General features: G+C 40.1%; 20 protein-coding genes. 6 read left to right on the forward strand and 14 right to left on the reverse strand.

What is annotated here, in order from left to right; all coding sequences use genetic code 11:
- Positions 1–69: 69 nt before the first annotated feature.
- The 3 genes from QNI15_RS29495 to QNI15_RS29505 all read right to left on the reverse strand — a co-directional run bounded on the left by QNI15_RS29495 (position 70) and on the right by QNI15_RS29505 (position 2,943).
- A complete protein-coding gene (locus tag QNI15_RS29495; RefSeq protein WP_313994099.1) occupies positions 70–435 on the reverse strand; it encodes a hypothetical protein in 366 nt (121 codons plus the stop codon).
- Positions 436–596: 161 nt separating this feature from the next.
- On the reverse strand, positions 597–1,658 hold the full coding sequence (locus tag QNI15_RS29500) for a nucleotidyltransferase domain-containing protein (RefSeq protein ID WP_313994101.1): 1,062 nt from the start codon (positions 1,656–1,658) through the stop codon (positions 597–599).
- A gap of 85 nt (positions 1,659–1,743) precedes the next feature.
- The gene (locus QNI15_RS29505) at positions 1,744–2,943 is read right to left on the reverse strand and encodes an AIR synthase related protein (RefSeq protein ID WP_314035244.1); all 1,200 of its coding nucleotides are present in this window, start codon (positions 2,941–2,943) and stop codon (positions 1,744–1,746) included.
- 653 nt (positions 2,944–3,596) lie between these two features.
- On the opposite strand from QNI15_RS29505, the gene QNI15_RS29510 reads away from it, so the two are divergent.
- Positions 3,597–3,791, forward strand: coding sequence for a hypothetical protein (locus tag QNI15_RS29510; RefSeq protein ID WP_313975653.1), 195 nt, complete (start codon positions 3,597–3,599; stop codon positions 3,789–3,791).
- Between the two features lie 66 nt (positions 3,792–3,857).
- Here the strand turns inward: QNI15_RS29510 and QNI15_RS29515 are convergent, their stop codons facing one another.
- From QNI15_RS29515 to QNI15_RS29535, 5 genes are all read right to left on the reverse strand, one after another.
- Positions 3,858–4,946 (reverse strand): ferredoxin--NADP reductase, encoded by a 1,089-nt coding sequence (locus tag QNI15_RS29515; RefSeq protein WP_313994110.1) that lies wholly within the window; start codon positions 4,944–4,946, stop codon positions 3,858–3,860.
- A gap of 57 nt (positions 4,947–5,003) precedes the next feature.
- On the reverse strand, positions 5,004–5,555 hold the full coding sequence (locus QNI15_RS29520) for an SMI1/KNR4 family protein (protein ID WP_313994113.1): 552 nt from the start codon (positions 5,553–5,555) through the stop codon (positions 5,004–5,006).
- A 130-nt stretch (positions 5,556–5,685) separates the two neighbouring features.
- On the reverse strand, positions 5,686–7,602 hold the full coding sequence (acs, locus tag QNI15_RS29525) for an acetate--CoA ligase (protein WP_313994116.1): 1,917 nt from the start codon (positions 7,600–7,602) through the stop codon (positions 5,686–5,688).
- Between the two features lie 134 nt (positions 7,603–7,736).
- Positions 7,737–7,952 carry a DUF6814 family protein gene (locus QNI15_RS29530; protein WP_313975661.1) on the reverse strand — a complete coding sequence of 72 codons (216 nt, stop codon included), beginning with the start codon at positions 7,950–7,952 and terminating at the stop codon, positions 7,737–7,739.
- A 27-nt stretch (positions 7,953–7,979) separates the two neighbouring features.
- On the reverse strand, positions 7,980–9,500 hold the full coding sequence (locus QNI15_RS29535; RefSeq protein ID WP_314035246.1) for an MFS transporter: 1,521 nt from the start codon (positions 9,498–9,500) through the stop codon (positions 7,980–7,982).
- Positions 9,501–9,646: 146 nt separating this feature from the next.
- Here QNI15_RS29535 and QNI15_RS29540 point away from each other — a divergent pair, with 146 nt between their 5' ends.
- The 3 genes from QNI15_RS29540 (at position 9,647) to QNI15_RS29550 (ending at position 13,134) form a co-directional block, all read left to right on the forward strand.
- Positions 9,647–10,321, forward strand: a complete 675-nt coding sequence (locus QNI15_RS29540; protein ID WP_313994121.1) for a TVP38/TMEM64 family protein — start codon at positions 9,647–9,649, stop codon at positions 10,319–10,321.
- A 183-nt stretch (positions 10,322–10,504) separates the two neighbouring features.
- On the forward strand, positions 10,505–12,340 hold the full coding sequence (locus tag QNI15_RS29545) for a glycoside hydrolase family 9 protein (RefSeq protein ID WP_314035248.1): 1,836 nt from the start codon (positions 10,505–10,507) through the stop codon (positions 12,338–12,340).
- Positions 12,341–12,366: 26 nt separating this feature from the next.
- Complete coding sequence (locus tag QNI15_RS29550; RefSeq protein ID WP_314035250.1) at positions 12,367–13,134, forward strand: ThuA domain-containing protein; 768 nt, start codon at positions 12,367–12,369, stop codon at positions 13,132–13,134.
- Positions 13,135–13,196: 62 nt separating this feature from the next.
- Here QNI15_RS29550 and QNI15_RS29555 read toward each other — a convergent pair whose 3' ends face one another.
- Both QNI15_RS29555 and QNI15_RS29560 read right to left on the reverse strand, forming a co-directional pair.
- Positions 13,197–14,039: a transposase gene (locus QNI15_RS29555; RefSeq protein WP_314035252.1), complete on the reverse strand. Its 843-nt coding sequence runs from the start codon at positions 14,037–14,039 to the stop codon at positions 13,197–13,199.
- Positions 13,973–14,320 (reverse strand): hypothetical protein, encoded by a 348-nt coding sequence (locus QNI15_RS29560; RefSeq protein WP_314003087.1) that lies wholly within the window; start codon positions 14,318–14,320, stop codon positions 13,973–13,975. The genes QNI15_RS29555 and QNI15_RS29560 overlap by 67 nt, the downstream gene beginning before the upstream one ends.
- Positions 14,321–14,481: 161 nt before the next feature.
- Between QNI15_RS29560 and QNI15_RS29565 the strand changes: the two genes are divergently transcribed.
- A complete protein-coding gene (locus tag QNI15_RS29565; RefSeq protein WP_314035254.1) occupies positions 14,482–15,804 on the forward strand; it encodes an alkaline phosphatase D family protein in 1,323 nt (440 codons plus the stop codon).
- Positions 15,805–15,889: 85 nt separating this feature from the next.
- Here the strand turns inward: QNI15_RS29565 and QNI15_RS29570 are convergent, their stop codons facing one another.
- From QNI15_RS29570 to QNI15_RS29585, 4 genes are read right to left on the reverse strand one after another with little or no spacing between them, the layout of a single operon-like run.
- Entirely contained in the window at positions 15,890–18,055 is a 2,166-nt protein-coding gene (locus QNI15_RS29570) for an alpha-glucuronidase family glycosyl hydrolase (protein WP_314035256.1), read from the reverse strand.
- 50 nt (positions 18,056–18,105) lie between these two features.
- Entirely contained in the window at positions 18,106–19,266 is a 1,161-nt protein-coding gene (uxuA, locus tag QNI15_RS29575) for a mannonate dehydratase (RefSeq protein ID WP_314035258.1), read from the reverse strand.
- 53 nt (positions 19,267–19,319) lie between these two features.
- A complete protein-coding gene (locus QNI15_RS29580) occupies positions 19,320–20,129 on the reverse strand; it encodes an SDR family oxidoreductase (protein ID WP_314035260.1) in 810 nt (269 codons plus the stop codon).
- Positions 20,130–20,173: 44 nt separating this feature from the next.
- Positions 20,174–21,202: a LacI family DNA-binding transcriptional regulator gene (locus tag QNI15_RS29585; RefSeq protein ID WP_314035262.1), complete on the reverse strand. Its 1,029-nt coding sequence runs from the start codon at positions 21,200–21,202 to the stop codon at positions 20,174–20,176.
- Positions 21,203–21,538: 336 nt separating this feature from the next.
- Between QNI15_RS29585 and QNI15_RS29590 the strand changes: the two genes are divergently transcribed.
- Complete coding sequence (locus QNI15_RS29590; RefSeq protein ID WP_314035264.1) at positions 21,539–24,625, forward strand: SusC/RagA family TonB-linked outer membrane protein; 3,087 nt, start codon at positions 21,539–21,541, stop codon at positions 24,623–24,625.
- Positions 24,626–24,628: the final 3 nt, after the last annotated feature.

The raw sequence follows: 24,628 nt of genomic DNA on the forward strand, positions 1-24,628 counted from the left end.
AGAAGAGTTATTTTACAAGAAAGACTTTACTATTATATCTTCACACTATTTCTGGTGTCATCAGACAGATTAAAGTTCCAGGTCTTTAAGACTATTCATCAAATCCCGATAGATACTATCAAGTGTCAGATGTTTATCATAGTTAAGACGCTGCAAATCTGTCAATGCAGTAGATAACACCTGCTTTAGGAGAGGATAATTATTCAGTGACGAACGATCATAAAAAAACTCAGGGATCTCGATGTTATCTTTTCCTTCCATAGCCTGTGTAATAAGGCTCTGAATATATCGGATTAAACCTTCTTTGCTGACAAAGTAACTTTCGTTTCCTTCTTCATAGGTTTTATTCAAACGGAGTTTAGCAATAACAACAGCTAGAGTAGCTCTCAGGTTTCGCACTTGTTTTTCCTGACGGTCAAAATCAGCAGCATTCATACCTCTTAGTCAATCAAAATAGAAAAAGTAAATATTAAATATGCATGGCTAACTATTTAGCCTACAACTCTTTCATTTCCAATAATATACACGACTGAAAATTAGAAAAAAACCTGGTAGAAACATACCATATACTAAAAAAAATAATTTTTTTAGTGCAATTACAATTGATATAGTTGTTTACGTAACGAAATAAGTAATTCATTCACCTGACTCATGTCTGGTTGATCTGGCAAGTCTGATAGAACAAACAACGTCTCTATGGACTGTATTTTTTCTTCAGCTAAAGCTACCAGTTCTTCATAACTGTATTCGCCTTTTCGTATTTGCAACAAATATTCTCTGTTAGGCCTGCGTACAATAATCTTCTTATGAACTGCAATATCCTCTGCCATCTCTAATAACCGGATTGTGTGCATCATATTTTTGGCATCATAATTTTTGCCATGTTGCAAGGTATTCTGGTAGCGTTCGTCATTGCGTTTTTCTACCCATTCCCAATATTCACGATAGTCTCTGCAATAAGAGGAGTACCCTTCTTTATTAAAATATAAATAAGCTTCAGGCTTCCTATCTTTGGGAACACTACTTAAGGACACCTCATTGGAGATATCTTTTCGGATAATACCTTTAAAGCCAAGTTCCTGTGTAGAATCATAATATAATGCATACATATTACGCAGATGATTCAAATTCACCAGACCACAGTGTTCCTGCAAAAAGCCTTTTGCTTCAAGCCATTTTTTTACCGGAAGAGTAATTCCTTCATGTGTCACATAACAAAAGTCGGTTACATCTTTGCGTTCTTCTTCTACAGGATTCAGAATCTTCTTATTCAGTCCTCTGGCTTTCTGAACCTGAGTCATTGCATAGCCGGCAAATGTCTGCTTACATAATTTACTTAAAAACAGAGAAGGATCTAACTGCTCAAAAAGTGGATGCTTGTATAAAACACAATCTTCTGGAGAATTAAGCATCTCCATTACATTTGGGTTATTACGCAGCAGTAATTCAACAAACCGTTTTAATTCATAATAGACGATATCATTGGTTTCATTACTGACCTGTTCAACATAGTGTAATCCGTAGAAATCGTCTTCGGGCAACGCAAACACGCCTTTGATATCTGTATCTGAAGTAGGTAGGTTAGTACCATAAGCACGACTACCTGATATTGTTTCAAATAAAATTAGTTTGCGCTCCTTCAGCTCCTCAATAGTCATAACAATATGAAAAAATAATAGTAAAAGGCAGGTGAGTATATTCTTAAAAAAGGCTGACCTTTATTGAGAATAATACTATCTTTTATCAACTATAAAAGAAATTACCATAAGGGCCTGAAATGGTAAGTTTATTGTGTGGTGCAGCTTCTACCCTACCAACAATCTGTGCATCAATGTTAAAACTGCGTGAAATCTCTATTACCTCCTGCGCATAGGCTTCTGGCAGGTATAATTCCATACGATGTCCCATATTAAATACTTTATACATCTCCTGCCAGGACGTTCCACTTTCCCGTTGAATAAGCTGAAACAATGGAGGTGTGTCAAACAAATTATCTTTAATAATATGCAGACCTTCTACAAAATGCAATATTTTGGTTTGTGCCCCACCACTACAATGCACCATACCATGTATTTGTTGACGCAGTTGTTTTAATATAGAATGAATAACAGGTGCATACGTACGTGTTGGAGATAACACAAGGCGTCCTGCATCAATATTCTTCTCTACTATCTGCCCTGTTGTATCATAATAACTTACAGCTATTGGGTCTGTTAACATCCGGCTACCTGAATATACAATATCTGTATTCAGACTAGTATCATAACTCTCGGGATACTTATTGGCAACATACTTGGAGAATACGTCATGACGTGCAGAGGTTAGTCCATTACTCCCCATACCTCCGTTATATTCCGTCTCATAAGTAGCTTTGCCTGAAGAAGCTAGTCCTACTATTACATCTCCTGCCACAATCCGGTCATTGCTGATTACATCAGATCTGCGCATTCGAGCTGTAACGGTACTATCTACAATAATTGTTCGTACAAGATCACCTACATCAGCAGTTTCTCCTCCAGTGCTGTAAATTCCCATTCCCTGATCACGCAACATCTGAAGTACCTCTTCTGTACCATTAATAATAGCAGCAATGACTTCTCCGGGAATCAGATTTTTGTTCCGGCCAATAGTAGATGACAATAAAATATTATCTGTAACTCCTACACAAAGTAAATCATCCGTATTCATAACCACAGCATCCTGTGCGATACCTTTCCAGACAGATAAATCACCTGTCTCTCTCCAGTAAAGATAAGCTAGTGAAGATTTGGTCCCTGCACCGTCTGCATGCATAATGTTACACCAGTCGGAATCACCAGCCAGCATATCGGGAATGATTTTACAAAAAGCCTTCGGAAAAATTCCTTTATCAATGTTTTTGATGGCGGCATGAACATCTTCTTTGGATGCCGATACACCGCGCTGCATATAACGATCTTGCATACTGCAAAAGTAACAGGTCTTTTGCAATACTGAATATAGAGAGTATGAATTTATTGCAGACAGTCAGCAAATCCGTTCATGAATTAAAGATGCACAGTTGGTCATTTTCTGTCTGTGCAAGAAAAAATAGATATATACTGAAATGTTCAGAATAGTCAGGAAATCTTACATTATATTACAGAAAAAAATTAAAGTTTCAAAAAGGTAGCAGCCTAATAATCCGACAGTTATGTATAAAGCTTAATGTAAAAACCCATCAGAATCGTTGTTTGAGGCATTTATCAGGAATGTATGGTTTAAAAAGAAAAAATATTAGTTAATACATATTTTTAACTTGAAAAGTTATATATATTTGCAATCGGTTCACTCAATAATATGGTGAGGTAAACGTTATGTAACTTTAAAGTTATTAATAGTGTAAGAAGATTAAATTTTTAAAAACTAGCACTTTATATATTCAAAAAGTTATTAAATTTATAATCGCATCTTACACATTATTTTTCAAACTTCTTCATCTATCAATGCACCCATGAACGTTCGTTCTGCCATATATACCATAATTGCACAGAAAGCTATCCTTTCCGCACGACTGAGATTGGTTTCTGGTGGAGCGTATGTCGTTTGCAGGTGTTTCAAACTAACTATTTAATGCTATGTTGGAATACGCAAAAACGATTCTGGACAAGGTCAGTTTTGACCGGCGCTTATTCGAAAAAGAACTTCGGAAAGCAGTATCTAACCTATTAAAAGAAGAAGTACAAACACTTAAGGCCTGGTGCTATGAGAAATATGGCCAGGTATATGCGGCAGTCTTAGACCAATGTTTTAGTCGACTACAAATTGCTTGATTTTCCTGTCTTTTTATAAGCCGCCCTGAATTTCGGGGCGGTTTTATTTTATCCCTTTTCTAAACTTCATTCAAATGATAGCTCGACCTCGTCTGTTTCCGGATAACCGGTACAAGTCAGCACCCAACCCTCTTCCATATCTTGATCAGTAAGCACTTCATTGATAGACATATGCACTTTTCCTTTCAGGCAACGCGCTACACAGGTAGAGCACCGTCCGCCCCTACAACTGTACGGTAACTGGATGCCTTGTTTCAGAGCAGCCTGTAGAATATTTTCTTCTAGAGGTACTAAAAGTGCAAAATCCTTTGAACGGTACTTTATCTTTACAGATGCAGGTGCACCGGAAACAGTAACTACATTATCTTCTCTGGTTGTTAAGGGAGTTATAACAAAATGTTCCTGTCGGATCTGATGGACACCATAGCCCATAAATCGTAGTGTGATATGTGCCATTCGCATAACAGGAACAGGCCCACATAGATAAAACAACGCTTTGTCCAGATCACCTGTTACGTTTTCCTGAATCAGCTTTTCAAGCAATGCATTGTTAAGTCTTCTCCCTTTGATATATTGTATTGCATTAGAAGCAAGATTCACTATTTTGCCTTCTTCTGGTAATGCCCAAATATGAATACACCTGAGTTGTTTTGCTGTAGATAAAGCAATCTTCTCCAATTCGTCTCTAAAAATAGTAGATGTCGCATTGTGATTAGCGTAGATCAAAGTAATACGACTATGGGGTTCGCGTATTTGTATAGTCTTGATCAGAGAATACAATGGTGTAATGCCACTGCCAGCACCTATCAGAATAATATCCCGGGAATGATTTTCTTCTGGTTTTATAGTAAAACGTCCTGCTGGGTACAAAGACTGTATAATATCCCCTACTTTCCAGGTATCCAGTATATACCGGGAGATTTCCCCATTCACAACACGTTTAATAGTTACAGTCAATGGTTCGTCTACATCAGGCGATGAACTTAGTGAATAGGATCGACGCACTTCATGACCGTTGTGTTGAATCAGAAAAGTCAAAAACTGTCCAGCCTGATATGCAACAGGTGTTTGATCCAGAGTCTCAAAGATAAAAGTTTTGGTATCAGCAGTTTCTAACCTGATAGCCTTAATTCGCAAGGAAAGGAAATCATTCATGCAGGAAGATACAGCGTAAAATAGAAACAGGTTCCATTATAGCAGCAAAAAATAAGGCTATACCATAAAGTTTTCGGGATAGCCAGGTATATTGTCCAACTCAATATACTCATCCAGTGTATTGGGATTATGTGTCTGATAGTACCGATTCAACATGCCAATAAAATTAGACAGATCAGGAGCAATTACATTTCTGTCGTTGTCAGCATGCCAGAATTCTATCAACTGTCCTTTTCTGCCGGTAAAGGTTCCACCCAGATCATAACAGATATAATCTCCGCCTCCATTGTGAAAAACAGGTATCCAGTCTTTATTCCACCAGTTTTCACTATCAAACTCTGTCCCAATCAGTGATGTCATTTCAGTCGCAATTTCCAATGCATCCTGCAACGACAGAAATACTGAATTATTAACAAACGATTCATAACAATCATTTGCTTGTCCATTCTTCCAGAGATAAAGTGCTTTTAGATCTTCCGGTAAGACTATACCATATTGTTCCTCTATTTCATGAATCTCTTTTGTGGTAAGTGGAAAATTTAATTTCCTGTAAAAGCCAGTACGTGAATTCTTTAGTTGTTGATCCAATATACTTACTAGTGAAACCATAGAAAATATAGCTATAAAGATGAAAAAGTGATACACAGGGCAGTATTCAACAATAGGTAATCTACATAACTAATCAAAAAAGGCGCAACATGAGTTGCGCCTGTCAATAGAAGTATCAGGTAAGAAAATCTTATACTTTTACAGGAACCAGCGCCCCTTCTATGATTTCTTTCACAACTCCCGGATCAAGCAGAGTAGAAGTATCTCCTAAGCTGGTAGCATCTCCTTCGGCAATCTTACGAAGAATACGACGCATGATCTTACCTGAACGTGTTTTAGGAAGACCTGTTACCAGTTGAATTTTGTCAGGTTTGGCAATTGGTCCGATTACCTTGGTCGCAGCAGCCAGCAAACTTGCCTTGATCTTTTCAGGATCATGGTTTTTACTTGCAGCATCCAGCACCACATAGGCATAAATACCTTGCCCTTTTACTTCATGTGGAAACCCTACAACAGCCGATTCGATTACCAACGGGTGAGAGTTGATTGCATTCTCTACTTCAGCCGTTCCCAAGCGGTGTCCGGATACGTTGATTACATCATCTACACGTCCCAGGATACGATAGTATCCGTCTGCATCGCGTTTTACACCGTCTCCTGTAAAATATAAGCCTTTAAAGGATGAAAAATACGTATTCACGCACCGTTCATGATCTCCATACGTAGTACGGATCATTGACGGCCAAGGAAACTTAATACATAGATTCCCTTCTACATTGTTTCCTTTCAATTCATTTCCTTCATTATCTACAATTATAACCTGTACGCCCGGAAGCGGTAATGTGGCATAGGCAGGCTTGGTTGGGGTTACCCCTGCTATTGGCGATATCATAATACCACCAGTCTCTGTCTGCCACCAGGTATCCACAATTGGGCAGTTTCCTTTCCCAACATGTGTATGATACCAGTGCCATGCTTCTTCATTGATAGGCTCACCTACAGATCCCAATACTTTCAGGGAACTGAGGTTATGTCGTTCGATAGGCTCTGTTCCATACCCCATCAATGACCGAATCGCTGTAGGTGCAGTATAGAAATGGGTAACTTTGTGTTTTTCAATGATCTGCCAGAAACGATCTACACCCGGGTGATTAGGAACGCCCTCAAACATTACAGCAGTTGCTCCATTCAACAAAGGTCCATACACAATGTAAGAGTGTCCGGTAATCCAGCCTACATCAGCAGTGCAAAAATAAATATCATTGATATTGTATTGAAATACGTTGGCGAAGCTATATGCTGTATACACCATGTAACCACCTGTAGTATGCACAACACCCTTAGGCTTTCCGGTAGAACCGGATGTATACAATATAAACAACATGTCTTCTGAGTCCATTTCCTGCGCCTTGTTTTCTGTCGACACGCCACGGATGGCATCATGCCACCAGATATCACGTCCAGGCTTCATAGTTACTTCTATGCTGGTCCGCTTCAATACGATCACCTTTTCCACCAACGGACAAGATTCCAGTGCCTCATCTACCACTGCTTTTACGGGAATAGACTTTGCGCCTCTGAAGTTTCCATCTGAAGTCAATACAATCTTCACCTCCGCGTCATTGATCCGATCAGCCAGTGAACTAGCAGAAAAACCTGCAAACACTACAGAGTGAATAGCTCCAACACGAGCACAAGCCAGCATAGCAATGGCAGCTTCCGGAACCATTGGAAGATAGATACATACCCGATCTCCCTTTTTAACACCATTTTGCAATAACACATTGGCAAACTGACAAACCTTCTCATGTAATTGCTTGTATGTCAACGTTACGGTTGGCTCATCCGGATTATTGGGTTCCCAGATAATGGCAGGTTTATCTCCCAGGATAAACAGATTCTTCTCAAATATATTTTCAGTAATATTCAGTTTTCCATTGACAAACCATTGCACATTATGTCCGTCCCGATCCCATTCCAGCACTTTGTCCCATTTCTTGTGCCAGTAAAAATTCTCTGCAATATTCTCCCAGAACGCTTCAGGATTGGCTACACTTTTCTGATATTCATACAGATAGCCACTAAGAGTGTTAATTTTAGGTAACATGATTAAAAATAATAGGTAAGCAATACATTTAGTTAAATGCCTGTCTCATCTCTGATTCAGGTACTGATACACAAGAAATCTTCAAATCAATCTGATGTATCTTATTTGATATTTCCGAGAACTATACATAACTGTTACAATTCTTCATACTCACCCTTGATGGCGTACCAGCCAAACAACGAGAATCCCAAAAGGATTGGGATAAAGATGAATACCATAATACTCCAGAAAACAATGTCTTCCTGTTTTCCTTCTGCTATTTTCTGTGCCGCATGAAAGGGCAGGTAGCCAATACCGGCAATACCTCCTGCCAGCCAGAGGAAACCCAACAACTTTTTAAGTATATTCATAATCAGAGTTTTATAGATTTATAGTAGTTAATGCTCCATGTCCTGAAATTTCCCGGATACATACAATGTCCCAATCACCACACACACTGCGGCAACACCAATTGGATACCAAAGTCCGGCAAATGGATCTCCGGCAGGATTAGTTTGTGTTTTTGAACTTTCGTATAAAAATGTCGCAATGAATGGAGTTAATCCACCAAAGATGCCATTCCCAATATGATAAGGCAGTGACATGGATGTATATCGGATGCGTGTAGGAAACAACTCAACCAGAAAGGCTGCAATAGGTCCATATACCATGGTTACAAAAATCACTTGCACGGCCACTAAAAAGACCATCATCCAGAAACCACCTGTTGCCAGCACTTTCTCTTGCTTGATTTCAGGTTTATCAGTTGCAGTGGGATTAAGCTTTTCCTTCTTTGTCTCCTTTAACAGGGTGCCATCTGTATAGGTATGAGTAATAGTTGTAGTAGCAATGCCTGTACTTATATCACTTTGAGTCTCTATGGCTTTCTGTGATGGTATTTCCTGTTTCATTTTTATATCTGCTAACTCATACATTTTGTGATAAATAGGTTGATAAGCAAGAATAGCCAAGAACATACCTACCATCATAATGGCCTTACGCCCGATTTTATCAGACCAGGCACCAAACAGAATGAAAAACGGAGTCCCTATAATCAACGCAATAGCCGTAATGTACCGAGTCTGATCAAAACTAATTGCACAATTTTTTTCAATGAAGGACATGGCATAAAACTGGCCTGTGTACCAGATAACACCTTGTCCGGCAGTAGCACCAAACAAGGCCAGTAACACCATTTTCAAATTTCCTTTTTTGGTGAAGCTTTCCTTTAGTGGATTGGAAGAAGTTTTTCCTTCTGCTTTCGCTTTGGCAAACAAAGGAGACTCTTCCATTTTCATACGGATATAAATAGAAATAGCCACCAGAAAAATGGAAAGAATAAAAGGAATACGCCATCCCCAACTGGCAAAATCAGCAGCCCCCATAGAGTTTTTCACACCCAGAATCACACCTAACGAAACAAAGAGTCCGAGTGTAGCTGTCGTCTGGATAAAGCTGGTAAAATAGCCACGTCTATGAGCAGGAGAATGCTCTGCCACATAGGTAGCAGCGCCTCCGTATTCACCTCCCAAAGCCAATCCCTGAATCAATCGCAGCAATAGAACTAATAAAGGTGCAAACACACCTATGCTGGCATAGCCTGGTATTAATCCTATAGCAAAGGTTGAACCACCCATAAGGACCAGTGTAAGCAGAAAAGTATACTTTCGTCCTACAATGTCACCCAGCCGTCCGAAAACCAATGCACCAAAAGGTCTCACAACAAAACCTGCTGCAAAAGTTGCCAGTGTAGAAAGAAATGCTGCTGTTGGATTGTCTTTTGGAAAGAATTGCTCAGAAAGAATAGTAGCAAGACTTCCGAAAATATAGAAGTCATACCACTCAATGAGTGTTCCTACAGATGAGGCTGTAATGACACTCCAGATCTTTGATCTTTCAGTAGCTGCTTTGGTTTGCATTCAGTAACGGGTGTTAAGTGGACAAAAATATCTTTACACCGAAAAGATACTATTTTAGTCCGAAATTAATGGAATAAAATCTTTAAAAGATTCTATTTTATAATATGTAAACCATTCTACCTTTGCTTTGTCTGTAAAATCAATCTATGCCTCCTTTATCCAAACAAAGCATTCTAGCCCTTAGTTATTCTGTTACACTGGGTTTATTGCCATTGATTGGCAGTTCTTTAGTAACTTATCTGGTAATAAAGAATCAGAGTACTATCAGCCAGTTTGGTTATGTTGAATGGGTTTTATTCTTCTTCGTTACAGCTTTTACAATGACCTTTGCGTTGACTCCAACCACTCTTATTGCACTTCTGAGTGGTTATTTACTTGGATGGCCAGCTCTTCTTCCTCTCTGTTTCAGCTATCTGTTTGCATCCTGGATGGGTTATCAGGCAATAGGGCTTCTTGATAATGGTTCGCTGCTTCAATTTCTTTCCAAACGGCCAAGCGTCAACGCTTTTATCTCCAAACTCCAGCAAGGTTCTCTTCAAGTGATTATCTTTTCCCGTCTGTCACCTATTTTGCCTTTTGCCGTGATGAATGCTGTCTTTTCTCTGGTAAAGATTCCTATTCGCCCTTTCTTATGGGGTAGTTTCTGGGGAATGCTTCCCCGGACCATCCTTTCTGTCTGGGCAGGTACTCAGGCGTATCAACTCAGTATCTTACTTGAACATCCTAATCAAGGTCTTACCTGGCGTATAGGTTTGGCAGGTTTAACACTTATCTCCGTTTTGGGATTGGGTTATGTTATTCGTCAGATAACCAGAAAGTGAACCTACTCTACATTTTGTTTCGTCTTATAGTCTTATAAATCCTTCCAATAATCTAATCACAAGTTTAGCAAAATTGGATTAGACTTCACGGCATTTCACAATTTTTTTTTTATTTCCTCCAATTTGTGATTTTTTTTTATTATTTAGTTGCCAGACTTTATAACCCATTCAACCTTTTATAGCATGCAAATTTTGAATACTAGCAAAGTTCTACTTTGCTCTTTAGTAGTTTTAATCCCTAGTCTACTCTACTCTCAAATCAGCAAAGTATTAACCAATCATGTTGGCTATGAGGAAAACAAACCAAAGAGAGCTGTATTACTTGCTGATACACAGATTTCTCCGGAAAGCTTTCAGTTAGTAAACCAGGCAAATGGCAGCGTAGCCTATTCTGGTAAGCCAGTATTCAGCGGACCTGCTGACAAATGGAAAAACTGGATTTTCTGGACAATAGACTTTAGTGACTATTCAACCAATGGCACCTATTTGTTACAGGTATCTTTGCCTGGTAAGTCAGTCATTTCCTATCCATTCAAGATTGGTAAGAATATCCTTGAGCAAGCCACTATATCCGATGTGATCTACTATTTTAAAGGACAACGAGCCTCAGGCCTGTTGGATAAGGCTGATCATCATCTGGCACTGTCAGGTGCCACTGAACGAACCATTGATGCACATGGTGGCTGGTATGATGCCAGTGGTGATTATGGTAAGCATCTATCTCATTTGTCATTCTCTTCCTATTTCAATCCTCAGCAGATTTCACTCACTGTATGGAGTCTACTCAAAACATATGAACTGCTGGTTCAGCGCAAAGGAACAGATTTCCGTCAATACAACAGAAGATTACTGGATGAAGCTATGTATGGCGCTGACTATCTTACCCGTATGCATCCACAGAAAGGGTCTTTCTACAGATCTGTATCTGCTCCCGGCCCAGGTAAATTGCCTCAGGATCGGGTGATTCGTGCAGAAGAGAGTAACTATCGCATCAAACAAAATAAAGACCAATCATTTACTACCAGTGTAGCCGGAAGAGACTGGCGCACCTACCAAACCAGCTATCGGTCAGGGGGTGGACTTTCTATCGCAGCATTAGCGATTGCAGCCCGATACGATACATCAGGCGACTACACAAATAAAGATTACCTGAAAGCAGCTGAAGAAGCATTTGCATTTCTGGAAACAGATAATGTGCTTATGACTAATGATGGTAAAGAAAATATAGTGGATGACTATACAGCCTTATGTGCAGCAACTGAACTCTACAAAACCACTAAAAAGGATGTTTATAAAAAAGCGGCAGAAAAGAGAGCCCAACAATTAATCAACAGACTCAGTCGCTGGAAAAACTACCAGGATTACTGGAGTGCCGATGCCAAAGATCGTCCGTTCTTTCATCCTTCTGATGCAGGATTACCTATTGCCAGCCTGGTTTACTATTCTCAGATAGCTACTCCAGCTATGCAAGCTACTATTAAACAGGCAATCAAACGTTCTCTCACATTTGAACTGGCAATTACCCGAGAAGTTACGAATCCGTTTGGTTATAGTCGCCAACTGGTACAGGATACTGCTGGTATCAGACGAAGTACTTTTTTCTTTCCACATGGTAGTGAAGCCTCTCCATGGTGGCAAGGCGAAAACGCCCGATTGGGATCTATGGCAGCCGCAGCCCGCTTAGCAAGTCCACTCTTTACAGAAGACAAACAATTTCAAAACACACTGCAACAGTTTGCTGTAGATCAGCTAAACTGGATATTGGGTCTAAATCCCTACGATGCGTGTATGCTTCAAGGAACTGGTCACAATAATCCTGCTTACGGATTTTTCGGTACGTTTGAGTATACCAATGCCCCTGGTGGCATCGTAAACGGAATTACCTCAGGTCTAGAGAATGAAAATGATATTGAGTTTAATCTGTCTTATGCGAAAACAGGCAAAGACTATGACTGGCGTTGGGCAGAACAATGGTTACCTCATGCGGCCTGGTATTTGCTGGCAGTATCTATCCCTTAACATTTTTAATTCTATCTTAAACTAGTATGAGGTTCTATTGTTTTCTATTGACTATCTGCCTTCTTTGTCACATACCAGCATGGAGCCAGAAACAAACAAAACTTCGGGTCGTTGTTCTGGCAGAATTGCATGAACAGCATCGGCCTTATGTTGATGCAGCTAAAATCTGGCTGCATCAACTGGCTACTGACAGTAGCCTAACTATCGACTATATTGAGAATCCGGATAGTATAACAGACGATTTTCTGTCCAGATACCAATTGTTTATTCAATTAAATTTCCCTCCCTATGGCTGGAGTGATCAGGCCAAAGCTGCTTTTGAGAAATATATCACTACAGGCAGTGGAGGGTGGGTAGGTGTACACCATGCTACATTGTTGGGAGATTTTAATGGGTATACAATGTGGCCATGGTTTTCTCAGTTTATGGGAGACATCCGATTTACAGGATATATCGCTGATTTTGCGGCTGCAGATGTTAAAGTGGAAGAGACCAGACACCCTTGTATGAAAAATGTTCCCAAAACCTTTCATATTACCAAAGATGAGTGGTATACCTACAGTGTAAGTCCACGAAAAAATGTACGGGTACTGGCAAGTGTAAATGAAAATAGTTACAATCCCAATTCAACCATCAAAATGGGTGATCATCCGGTTGTATGGACAAATGAACATGTGAAGGCCAGAAATATCTATATATTCATGGGACATGATCCTGCTTTATTTACTAATCAGGCGTATACAACTTTGTTACGGAATGCAATATTCTGGGCAGCATCCAAAGTACAGAAATAAAGAAACTGCTGATCTTTGGATGCTAACTTCATAAAGGGTTGGTTATAGATTTAATTATACTACTAGACAATTTTAAGAATAGTCGTTTCTTTAGGGGTAAGTTTAAATAAGTAGGTCCTAAAATCGACTAAGTAAGTTAGCTTTTCTTTGAGTTTTTGTAGTCCATCACGAAAAATAGAAACAGATCTATACTTCTTGCCATTAGCAAAGCGAATGTGTCGAACCGGGTTTTGTTTCTCTTGCAGGATACCTTGCTCAATGGCTAGAATATAAGCCACAATCACAAAACTGATTAGCAACCGGATCTTGTTTGTATCCTGAAAGGCTACCTGTTGCAGATTAAAACCATTCGTCTTTAAGTGCTTGAAACAATACTCGTTTAAGTGCTTGAAACAATACTCGATTTTCCAGCGCTTACCATACTGTTTTCCGGTTCGTTTTTCCTTGAGCCGATTGGTCAACAGATATAGCAATGGTTCTTTTTCACTTTGATTTTCATTTCGATACACTTCTAATCGGTATGGCTGCTTTTCCAAGGTAAACTGTGCTTGTGCATAGGCTTTCTTCAAGGCCCTTTTTTGTAATTTCTCGTATTGTTTGCACTCCAAGTCAACCCATTGCTGATAGATTCCTTTTCGTAAACGAATCAGAAAGTCAATCCGGTTTTTACTCAGAAAATCAAACCAGTCTTTGCCGATAAACTCCCGGTCTGCAATCAAAAGTTTATCCCTTAAATCAATTACCGACAGGCTTTTGCGAATAAAACCGATACGTTCTTTTTCACTCAATACGCCTTTATGGGTATAAATGCGAAAATACACCGGAACAGCTATACCTTTTACGTTGGCCGCCAGCACCAGTACGTGTAAGGGATACTGACCAATCTTCCATTCGGTAGAATCCAAAAAAAATGCTCGACTTTGCCTATCACCAGACCTGTTGCCCACAAAAGCAAATCGATAAACAAGCGGGTTGATCCATAGCGTTCAAAGATGCGAAGCAAGCGTTTGTAATGTGTATGACGGGATAGGTCCGTTTTCCCCGTCAACGTTGAGAGTTCATCTTTGATTTTATACAAACTCACACTGCGGGCCGAAAGTAAACCGGCCAGTAGTAGTTCGACATTTTTTAAGGTGGATTGATGATATTTTCCTTTCAATCGACTAAGTTTGGATAGTAGAGTCATGGGGAGCTTTTTGTTTGTTTAGCCACTACAAATTTCTCCTTTTTGACTCTATTTTTTTTATCCCTTACTTAAATTGTCTAGTAGTATAAGATTTAATATAAACTTAACCAATCACCTTCATGTCTTTTCTGTAATTTGCCCGCCACAAACTACAAGACACCATGAAAAAATATTACATTCTTTCTTTATTTACATTTTTCTACCTCCAGGCTTTCGCACAAAGTACCCTATTACAGTCAGGTCCGATGGTAGGATATTCAGACTTTCTGGAAGTCGCCTTGTGGGTACAAACTACACAGACGGCAGAAGTCAAAATTGTTTACTTTGAAAAAGGGAAACCCGGTTCCCGGTTTGAGACAGATAAAGTACGCACAACATCTCAAAAAGCCTTTTCTACACATTTAATTGCCAACAAAGTTCAACCAGGCAAACGATACGAGTATGAGTTATACATCAATAACAAAAAGGTAGATCGTCCGTATCCGCTAGAGTTTCAAACACAATTTCTCTGGCAGTGGCGAACGGATGCACCGGATTTTAAATTCGCAACAGGAAGCTGTGTGTATATTAATGAACCAGAAGTAGATCGTCCGGGAAAACCCTATGGTGGCGAATATGAGATCTTTACTTCGATAGCCAAACAAAAGCCAGATTTCATGTTATGGCTGGGTGATAATGTGTATCTGCGGGAAGTAGACTGGAACTCTCGTACAGGTGTTTATCATCGCTATACACATACACGTAGTACACCCGAAATTCAGCCTCTGCTGGGATCAACTCATAACTATGCGATCTGGGATGATCATGATTTTGGACCTGATAACTCAGACCGTGGCTTTGCCAATAAAGAACTCACACTGGAGGCGTTTAAGGACTTCTGGGCTAATCCCAATTATGTACTGGGAAACAAAGGTGGTATCACAGGGACATTTCAGTGGAATGATGTGCAGTTTTTTCTGCTTGACAACCGATATTTCCGTACTCCGGATCGCAATCGGCTGGGAGATAGAACCATGTTAGGTCAGGAGCAATTCCAATGGCTGATAGATGCCTTAATTTATAGTAGAGCTGCTTTTAAAGTCATTGTGATAGGTGGACAAGTATTAAATACAGCAGAACTGGAAGAAAATTATACAGATTATGGAACGGAAAGAGAGAAATTACTGAATGCCATCAGTGAAGCAAAAATTCCGGGAGTGGTATTTCTGGATGGAGACCGCCATCATACGGTATTGTCTAAACTGGATAGGCCGGGTCGTTATCCATTGTATGATATTACAGTATCACCTCTTACTTCCAGTAGTCACGAGCCAAAAAATGAACCCAATACAGTAGCTGTTCCTAATACGTTGGTAGCAGAACGTAACTTTGCTATCATTGAGTTTAAAGGTCCCAAGACTGATCGCAAAATGATTATCCATATTCATGATGTAAAAGGAAATGAGAAATGGAAACAGGAGATCAATGCCAATGATCTCAAATAAATAAGTAGTTACTGATACATATAAACATTCAAAACAAAAAGCGGTATCCAAGATAAATGGATACCGCTTTTGTTTTGAGTTCAGATTAGATTCCAGGAACAAATAAGTGTTTGATCTTTACATAATGTTCAAGTGGATAAGGAGGTTTCTCCAGATCTGAGGGAATAGGTCGTTTCGAAAAGCTTTGAAAATACAACACACAGGCATCTCTCCACCAACGGGCTTCTTTCTCCTGCACCTTAAGCAGGTCTTTTACATGTACAAAGCGTTCAGCATCAATCATTGGTTGTAGGGTATTCCAGGTCTGCTGCATTTGCTGTACGGATTTAGCGCCACTATAATACCGATAACAGAGTTCATCCCAGAGTATTCGTCCGGATTGTGTTTTGTAATCCCAAGGCACGTGATGGAACCAGAGCAGAAACTTTTCCGGACAGGTTTGAGTGGAGTTAAACATATCCCGAACCGGAGGAAAATACTGACTTACAGCATCACTTCCTTTTGTAGTACGATCAAAACCTACTCCAATAGAATCAGCTTTATGATAATATACAGAGTTCCAGTCAGGACGGCTAGCCTGATTTACCCAGGGACCAGGACCATAATGATGATTGTACCCCATAATATGATGCAAACCGAGAGGAGTCATATAATTCACCAACGTTTCCCGAGAGGCAAGCATCATTTCCTTTACAGGTTTGAGAAAGCGGTTATCATTGCTAAATGTCATTCGTAACCATTCGTCTGCAATCTGACTCTCACTCAATGTATGATCCCAGGCCAATCGTCCAAAGGCATACCAGTTGGCTTGTCCGAAGGGATGTCCACACCAGTTGCGTTCATCACCTATATTAGCCACTCCAGCAATACCTGTTAATTCGTGTTTGTCCAATGATCCATCAATCACCTTTGCCACTTCAGACCCTTTGCCCTTTGCATAGGTATCTGCATACAAAGTCTCTTTAAATAACGAGGCCAGAAATACCATATGCGTAGCAAACCCTAGGTATTCCTGTGTAATCTGAAATTCCATCATCATAGGAGTTCTGGGCATGGCACCAAACAATGGATGAAAAGGTTCACGAGGCTGAAAGTCAACCGCACCATTCTTTACCTGTACTAATACGTTTTTCCGGAAAGTACCATCCAATGGTTTAAATTCTGTATAAGCCTGCTTGGCTCTATCGTCAGGAACTTTGTTATCATATACAAAAGCTCTCCACATCACAATTCCGCCTTTTGGACCAACAGCATCAGCCAGCATATTGGCACCATCCGCATGTGTACGTCCATAATTCTGTGGTCCGGGCTGGCCTTCTGAATTCGCTTTTACCAGAAAACCTCCAAAGTCAGGAACATAGGTATAGATTTCTTCTGTCTTCTGTTTCCACCATGCAATTACCTGTGGATCTAATGGATCAGCTGTTTTCAAACCACCCATTTCAACCGGTGCACTGAAACGGGCTGTCAGATAAACCCGAATGCCATATGGCCGAAAGATGTTCGCTAAAGCAGCTACTTTTTCCAGGTATTGGGGTGTCAGAATTAAAGCATTGGCGTTTACATTCGTCAATACCGTTCCATTGATTCCAACAGATGCATTGGCTCTGGCATAATCCTTATAGCGCGGAGATGTATAATCAGGCAGTTTATGCCAGTCCCATAAAGAAGCTCCTGCATAGCCTCTCTCAACTGTCCGGTTCAGATTATCCCAGTGATTCAGAATCCGGTGATTGATTTTTGGAGTATTGACACTATTCACTGAACTTATGTCTTGCTGGGTTTGTATCAGTCGCAGAAAATGAAAAACACCATACAAGACTCCAACATCTGTGTTGGCAGCAATGACTATATTCTGTGTTGTGCCTACCTTTGTACGTTGGATGATAAATCCTTCATTACCTATTGTTGCCAACTGGTTTTTCAGGTTTAGAGAAGCAATCAGTTTTGAAGTAGAGGGGGTACCAACAATTAATGTTCCCTCCTTTGTTGCCTGATTCACAAATGAAACATCTGTTCCCAGTAATCCTTTTAATCCAAGAGTCAGTTCTTCTCTGGCAGCCTGTATGGTTTCAGACTGCCCATCCAGCACAATCTGACTTACAGCATTTCGATAAGCAGCTACTTTTGCAGGATCAGCCAGCTTGTCATATCGTAGCCATAATCGATAGCCATCTTCTGCATACCCCGAAGAAGAAAAGGATATAAGAACAAACAGTAGTAATAGTGTATTTATAGAGAATAATTTCATATCTGGCAATGTTGAAAAAGCAGTTTCAGAAATAATAAAACGACACAGGCTTACCAACCTTCAGCACGACAAATACCTAGTTCCAAACCACGTAATTCGGCTAGTCCACGCATACGGCCAATACAAGAATATCCCGGATTGGTTACTTTGGCCATATCATCCATCATCTGGTGACCATGATCCGGACGGAAAGGAATAGGTTCAGCCACTTGTTGCTGAATAGTCAAGATCTCTTTCATTACAGCATACATATCTACATCTCCACCTAAATGATCATCTTCATAAAAATTCCCATATTCATCTTTGGTTACATTGCGTAAATGAACAAAGTGGATTCTCGTCCCAACTTTTTTGGCCATTTCTGGCAGGTTATTCTGAGGGTTCGCACCCAGTGATCCTGTACAGAAACAGATTCCATTGCTTTTGTCAGGAACAGCAGACAGAATGTATTCCAGATCGTCGGCTTTACTTACAATACGAGGTAATCCCAGAATATCAAAAGGAGGATCGTCAGGATGAATGGCCAGCTTAATACCTACCTCTTCTGCTACAGGAGCTACTTCCTGTAAAAAGTACTTCAGATTTTCCCGCAACGCTGCATGATCTATATCCTTATACCAATCCAGCTTAGCCCGCATCTGATCCAGGGTTTGTTTCTTTTCACCCGGAATTCCAAACATCACAATACCAGCCAGTTGCTCAAGCTGAGTAGAAGTATATTGTTTAAAACGTTTTTCAGCCTCCTGTACAACAGCTTCAGGATATGAATCAGAGGCATTTTTACGCTTCAATAAATGAATATCAAAGACAGCCAGGTCAAACCAGTTGAAATACAAGGCCTTTGATTTGTCAGGCATTTTGTAGTCCAAATCTGTACGGGTCCAGTCATTGACAGGCATAAAATTATATGTCACAATTTTTAACCCACATTCACCCAAATTTCGCAGACTTTGCTTGTAAAGATCAATGTATTGCTGATAATTACCTGTCCGGGTTTTAATGGATTCGTGTATGGTTACACTTTCTACCACATCCCAGCTCAATCCCCCTGCCTGTATTTCTTCCTGACGTTTTTTGATTTCATCCACTGTCCATACTTCCCCATGCGGAATATGGTGAAGGGCAGTTACGATTCCCTGTGCTCCAGTCTGTCGTACATCCTGCAAGCTTACAGGATCATTAGGACCAAACCAGCGCCATGTTTGTCTCATTCTCATATTTTAACAGTTATATACTAGTGTGAAAAGATAGTGAGGTATACGTATTACACCCCTGAGAATACATGAAAGCCACCATCCACACAAATTACTTCACCCGTTACAAATCCGGTTCCGTCTCCAAGCAACCATAATAACGTTCCAATTAACTCGTCTGGCTCTCCAAACCGTTTATAAGGCGTGCTCCGAATTACGGCATCTCCCCGACTAGTATACGAACCATCTTCGTTAGTCAGTAACCGACGATTCTGGTGTGTAATAAAGAAACCTGGTGCAATTGCATTCATACGAATCTTGTCACCGTACCGGTTGGCTAACTCAACAGCCATCCAGCGGGTAAAATTGTCGATAGCCGCTTTAGCCATAGAATAACCCAATACACGGGTAATAGCTGTTTGTGCAGCCATTGAGGAGATATTTACAATACTGCCTTTTTCATTTCCAGCAGCAATCGCTTTTCCAAAAATGGTAGTAGGTAAGATGGTACCGAACAGGTTCAGATCAAATGCCTTTCGCAGGGCGGGTATATCTATTGTAAAAATATCCGCATCTGGTCCAATCACGGCTTCGGGAATATTACCGCCGGCGGCATTTACCAAACCGTTAATCTTGCCATAAGTACTTAAAACCTGATCACAGGCTTTCTGCAGATCGCTTTCATTGAGTACATCTGCCTGAATAAATAAGGCTTCACCTCCTGCTTCCTTTACCTGACGTACCCGATCATCACCCTCCACCTGATTTCGGCCTAGTATAACTGCTGTTCCACCTGCTTCACAGACTCCCTTTACAAAGGAACCTCCCAAAATCCCTGTCCCTCCTGTAATAACAATCACTTTTTGATTCATCGAAAACATACAATCTGATATTTTATAGTATATGAATGAGATAGAAGCATTACTTACTTTGATGAAAGCCGTAGAGAAGATTCCCGAACAATAAGTTCGGATCGTAAAATGATAGTATTGGTAGCATGACTGGCAGAGACACCATTCAAATGACTAATCAGGCTTTTGACAGCTATTTCTCCCATTTCATATCCCGGATAGTGTATAGTAGTCAGGTTAGGCTCTACAACCTGTGACAATGGATCATTATTGAATCCTGCTACAGCTACATCTTGAGGAACAGCATAACCTGCCCGCTTTAAAGCACTCATACAACTGACAGCACAAAAATCATTAGCCACAAAAAGTCCATCAGGTGTCATAGACATTTCCTGTATTTGTTGCACAACCCATTGACCAGTATCCATACCTAAATCAGTCACTTTTACTAAAGAATCATCATAGGCTATTCCAGCCTCTGACAGTGCCTGCTGATAACCTTTGAGGCGGTCGGCGTATACATTTCGTTTCAGACTTCCTGTAACGTGCATAATCCGCTGACTACCTTGACTAATCAGATGGCTGGTAACTTCATAACCTGCCCTTACATTGTCTATAATGATACTGGTAGACTGATTATGGGACATAACCCTGTCAAAAAACAACAAGGGTATATTTCGCTTTAGAAAAGGCTCAAAATGTTCCAGATCTTCAGTATCAAATGCCAGAGATACCAATAATCCATCAACCCGACTATCAAACATAGTTCTGGCATTGGTTATCTCTTTCTTAAAGGATTCCATCGACTGGCTAATAATCAGATTGTAGGATGCTTCATTGGCTTCTTTTTCCATTCCTGCCAAGACTGTTGACATAAAATAGCTGTTTAACCGGGGCACAATCACACCCAGTGTATTTGTACGCTTTTTCCGAAGAGAACTCGCAAATGGGTTAATTCGATATCCCATTTCTCTGGCGGTACTAGCTATGAGGCTTTTGGTAGTATTGTTAATAGCCGGATGGTCATTTAAGGCTCTACTCACCGTGGCAGGTGAGATATTTAACTGTTTGGCAATATCATATATCGTTATTTCTTTTTCCATAAATCACTCTTTTTGATTGCATTAGGAAGCTAATATACTATTGCTATACTAAAAATACTGTTAGCGAATATATAGAATGGGATATTCAAATGCAACCGATTGCAAAACAACAATAAAAATCAATTATTATACGTCTTTGTGACAATTTATTTTTTCCCAATAAAGTACCATTACAAATAAATTTTCTATAATAAATGAATATATCGCACTATGAAATATACAACTAAGTAATATTTAAGTGAAAAAAGTTTTTATGCAATCGATTGCAATTATCGAAATTATTCAGAAATTTAAATTCGATTTTATGTAGTGGCACCCATCTATCCTCATTTATTTATGAAAAAATCAATTTTACCCGAAATCCGTATCTTACCTGTATGCTTCGGATGGAAGTATATGATCATTGCAGCAATTATGCTTCTTATAGGTATAACACAGGCTAATGCACAAGCAAAATCTATAACCGGAAAAGTCACTGATGACAAAGGTGGCGAACTACCAGGGGTTAGTGTACTCATCAAGGGTACAAACAATGGTACTGTTACCAATTCAGAAGGCCGTTACACACTTTCAGTATCGAATCCCGATGCAGTACTGGTCTTTAGTTTTATCGGATATATCTCCGAAGAAACTTCATTAAATGGCAGATCAACTATTGATGTCCAGTTGCTACCAGATATTACTTCTCTTACAGAGGTAGTTGTAGTAGGGTATGGTACCCAGAAAAAATCAGATGTGACAGGTGCCATTGTCTCTGTAAATGAAAAGACATTACGCGAAGTACCTGCAGCTAACCTGAGCCAGGCATTGCAGGGAAGAGCTGCTGGTTTGCAAATCCAGCCAACCGGAACCCGACCAGGCAGCGTTGGACAGATCCGTGTACGGGGAGAACGCTCTCTTGGTGGCTCAAACGATCCTTTGCTGGTTGTGGATGGTATTCCGTATGACGGTAGTATCAATGACCTGAATCCTTCCGATATTAAGTCGCTGGAAATCCTGAAAGACGCCTCAGCAACTGCCATTTACGGTTCTCGGGGTGCGAACGGAGTTATCATCATCACTACCCAACGTGGACAAGCTGGAAAACCTGTAGTATCCTATAATGGGTATCAGGGTGTAACCACTGTTGCTCGTAAGTACCGTCTGTTCAATGCAGAAGAGTTTCAGAAAATGCGGGATGTATCTGGATATGGTGTAGCAGCTGGTGCTCCGTATTTGCCTGTTGAGTTAGAGTCCATCAGTATGGGTCGCTCTACAGACTGGCAGGATTTATTGTACAAGAATGGAAAGGTAATGAATCATGAACTGTCTGTAGGTGGTGGTACTGAAAATACACAATATTCTTTTGGTGGAGGCTATTATAAAGAAACAGCAGTATTACCAGGCCAGGCTTTTCAACGTTATTCTCTTCGGATGACGATTGATCAAAAAATAGGAAAACGAGTAAAAATTGGATTTAATACCATGAACACATTTGGTATTACAGACGGTGAAAGTGTAGGTGCTATGTATTCTATCCTTTCTACCAGTCCATTGGTTCCTGCATATGATGCAAATGGAGCAACCATCAATCAGCCATCATATCCAAGAGAAGATCAGTATAGTCCATTGTTGCTTAACAACAAAGATAGTTGGGCAGAGAGACGCAAAAGAATACGTACGTTTAACAGCTTATATGGAGAAGTAGAGATCCTGGAAGGGTTGAAATACCGTCTCAATATAGGTTTGGATTACAGACAGGATCAGTATGGTTCTTATGCTGGTAAATTTACTCCAATGAATAATGGAACCACTTCGACAGCAACAGTAGATAATGGATCAGCCTATAATTATACTATAGAAAACCTGTTAACGTATGATAAAACCATTGCAGAAAAACACCGCTTCGGAGTAACCGGACTCTATAGTATCCAGCAATCAGAATCAAACAATACACGTATCAGTGCTACGGATCTTGTTGCTGACTATATTCAGTACTATAACCTGGGGTTGTCTAATTCAACAGCTATTGTTTCTTCAGACAACCAGGGATATTCCAAAAGGGTAATTTTATCCTACATGGGTCGTATCAATTACAGTTATGATGATCGCTACTTACTAACAGTTACCGGACGTCTGGATGGCTCCTCTGTGTTGGCAGCAGGTAACAAATGGCATGCTTATCCGGCAGTGAGTGCAGGGTGGAATATCACCAACGAGTCTTTCATGAAAGATATTCGTTTTCTCTCTACGTTAAAACTGAGAGCAGGTTTGGGACAAACATCCAATCAGGCAATTAATCCATTCCAAACGTTGGGAAGTTTGTCTCAGAATAAATACAATTTTGGTAGTACAAATGCCTATGGATATTATACGTCTACATTACCTAACCCTGACTTAGGCTGGGAATATACCAAAACTGTTAATATTGGCTTGGATTATGGCTTCCTGAATGGCCGTATCACGGGATCATTTGAAGTATACCGCCAAAGAACGGAAGACATTCTGTTGAATACCAGCTTGCCTCCTACCAGTGGCGTACCAGGGGCTTATCTGAAAAACGTAGGTAAGACAGAAAATAAAGGGATAGAGTTCAGTGTATCTACTCAAAATATCATCAAAGAAAACGGATTTAACTGGTCTACCGATCTGAACATATTCTTTAACAGAAACAAAATTCTGGCATTAAACTCTGGTGTAACTAAAGACTTGGGTAATCTGTGGTTTGTAGGTCAGCCTATCAATGTAATCTTCGATTATGAGAAAATAGGAATCTGGCAAACCAATGAAGCAGATGCAGCAACGAAGTTCAGCCAAAAACCAGGTCAGATCAAAGTAAAGGATCAGAACAATGATGGCAAGATCACACCGGAAGATGACAAAGTTATCCTAGGCAACTTCCAGCCTAAATTCCAGGGTGGATTTACCAACCGTTTCAGCTACAAAGGATTTGATCTTTCAGTAGTTACATTTGCCAGCATTGGAGGTAAATTAATCAGTGCCATCCATCAGCCCCAGAGTTATTTGAATATGCTTCAGGGACGTCGTAATGGTATTAAAGTAGATTACTGGACAGAGCAAAACCCTACCAATGCCTATCCAAAACCAGATGCTGCGATTGGAGATAACCCATTGTATGGTTCTACACTTGGTTATTTTGATGCAACTTTTGTAAAAATCCGCAGCATAAATTTAGGATACAACCTGCCACAAAACTGGCTAAAGAAAATATCAGCCAGCTCTATACGCATTTATGCGACTGTTAATAACGTAGCTACCCTGTTCTCTCCTTATATCAAGGCAGGTGGTGTTGATCCGGAAGCAACGGGAACAGGAGCTCAAGGAGTTGTAGCCAATTCCAATATCCCAAGCCGTCAGTTGACTGTAGGAGCGAATACGCCTCCGTCCCGTTGGTTCATGATTGGCTTAAATATCAAATACTAAAAA

It is taken from the genome of Xanthocytophaga flava (assembly GCF_030068545.1).
Lineage (GTDB): Bacteria > Bacteroidota > Bacteroidia > Cytophagales > 172606-1 > Xanthocytophaga > Xanthocytophaga flava.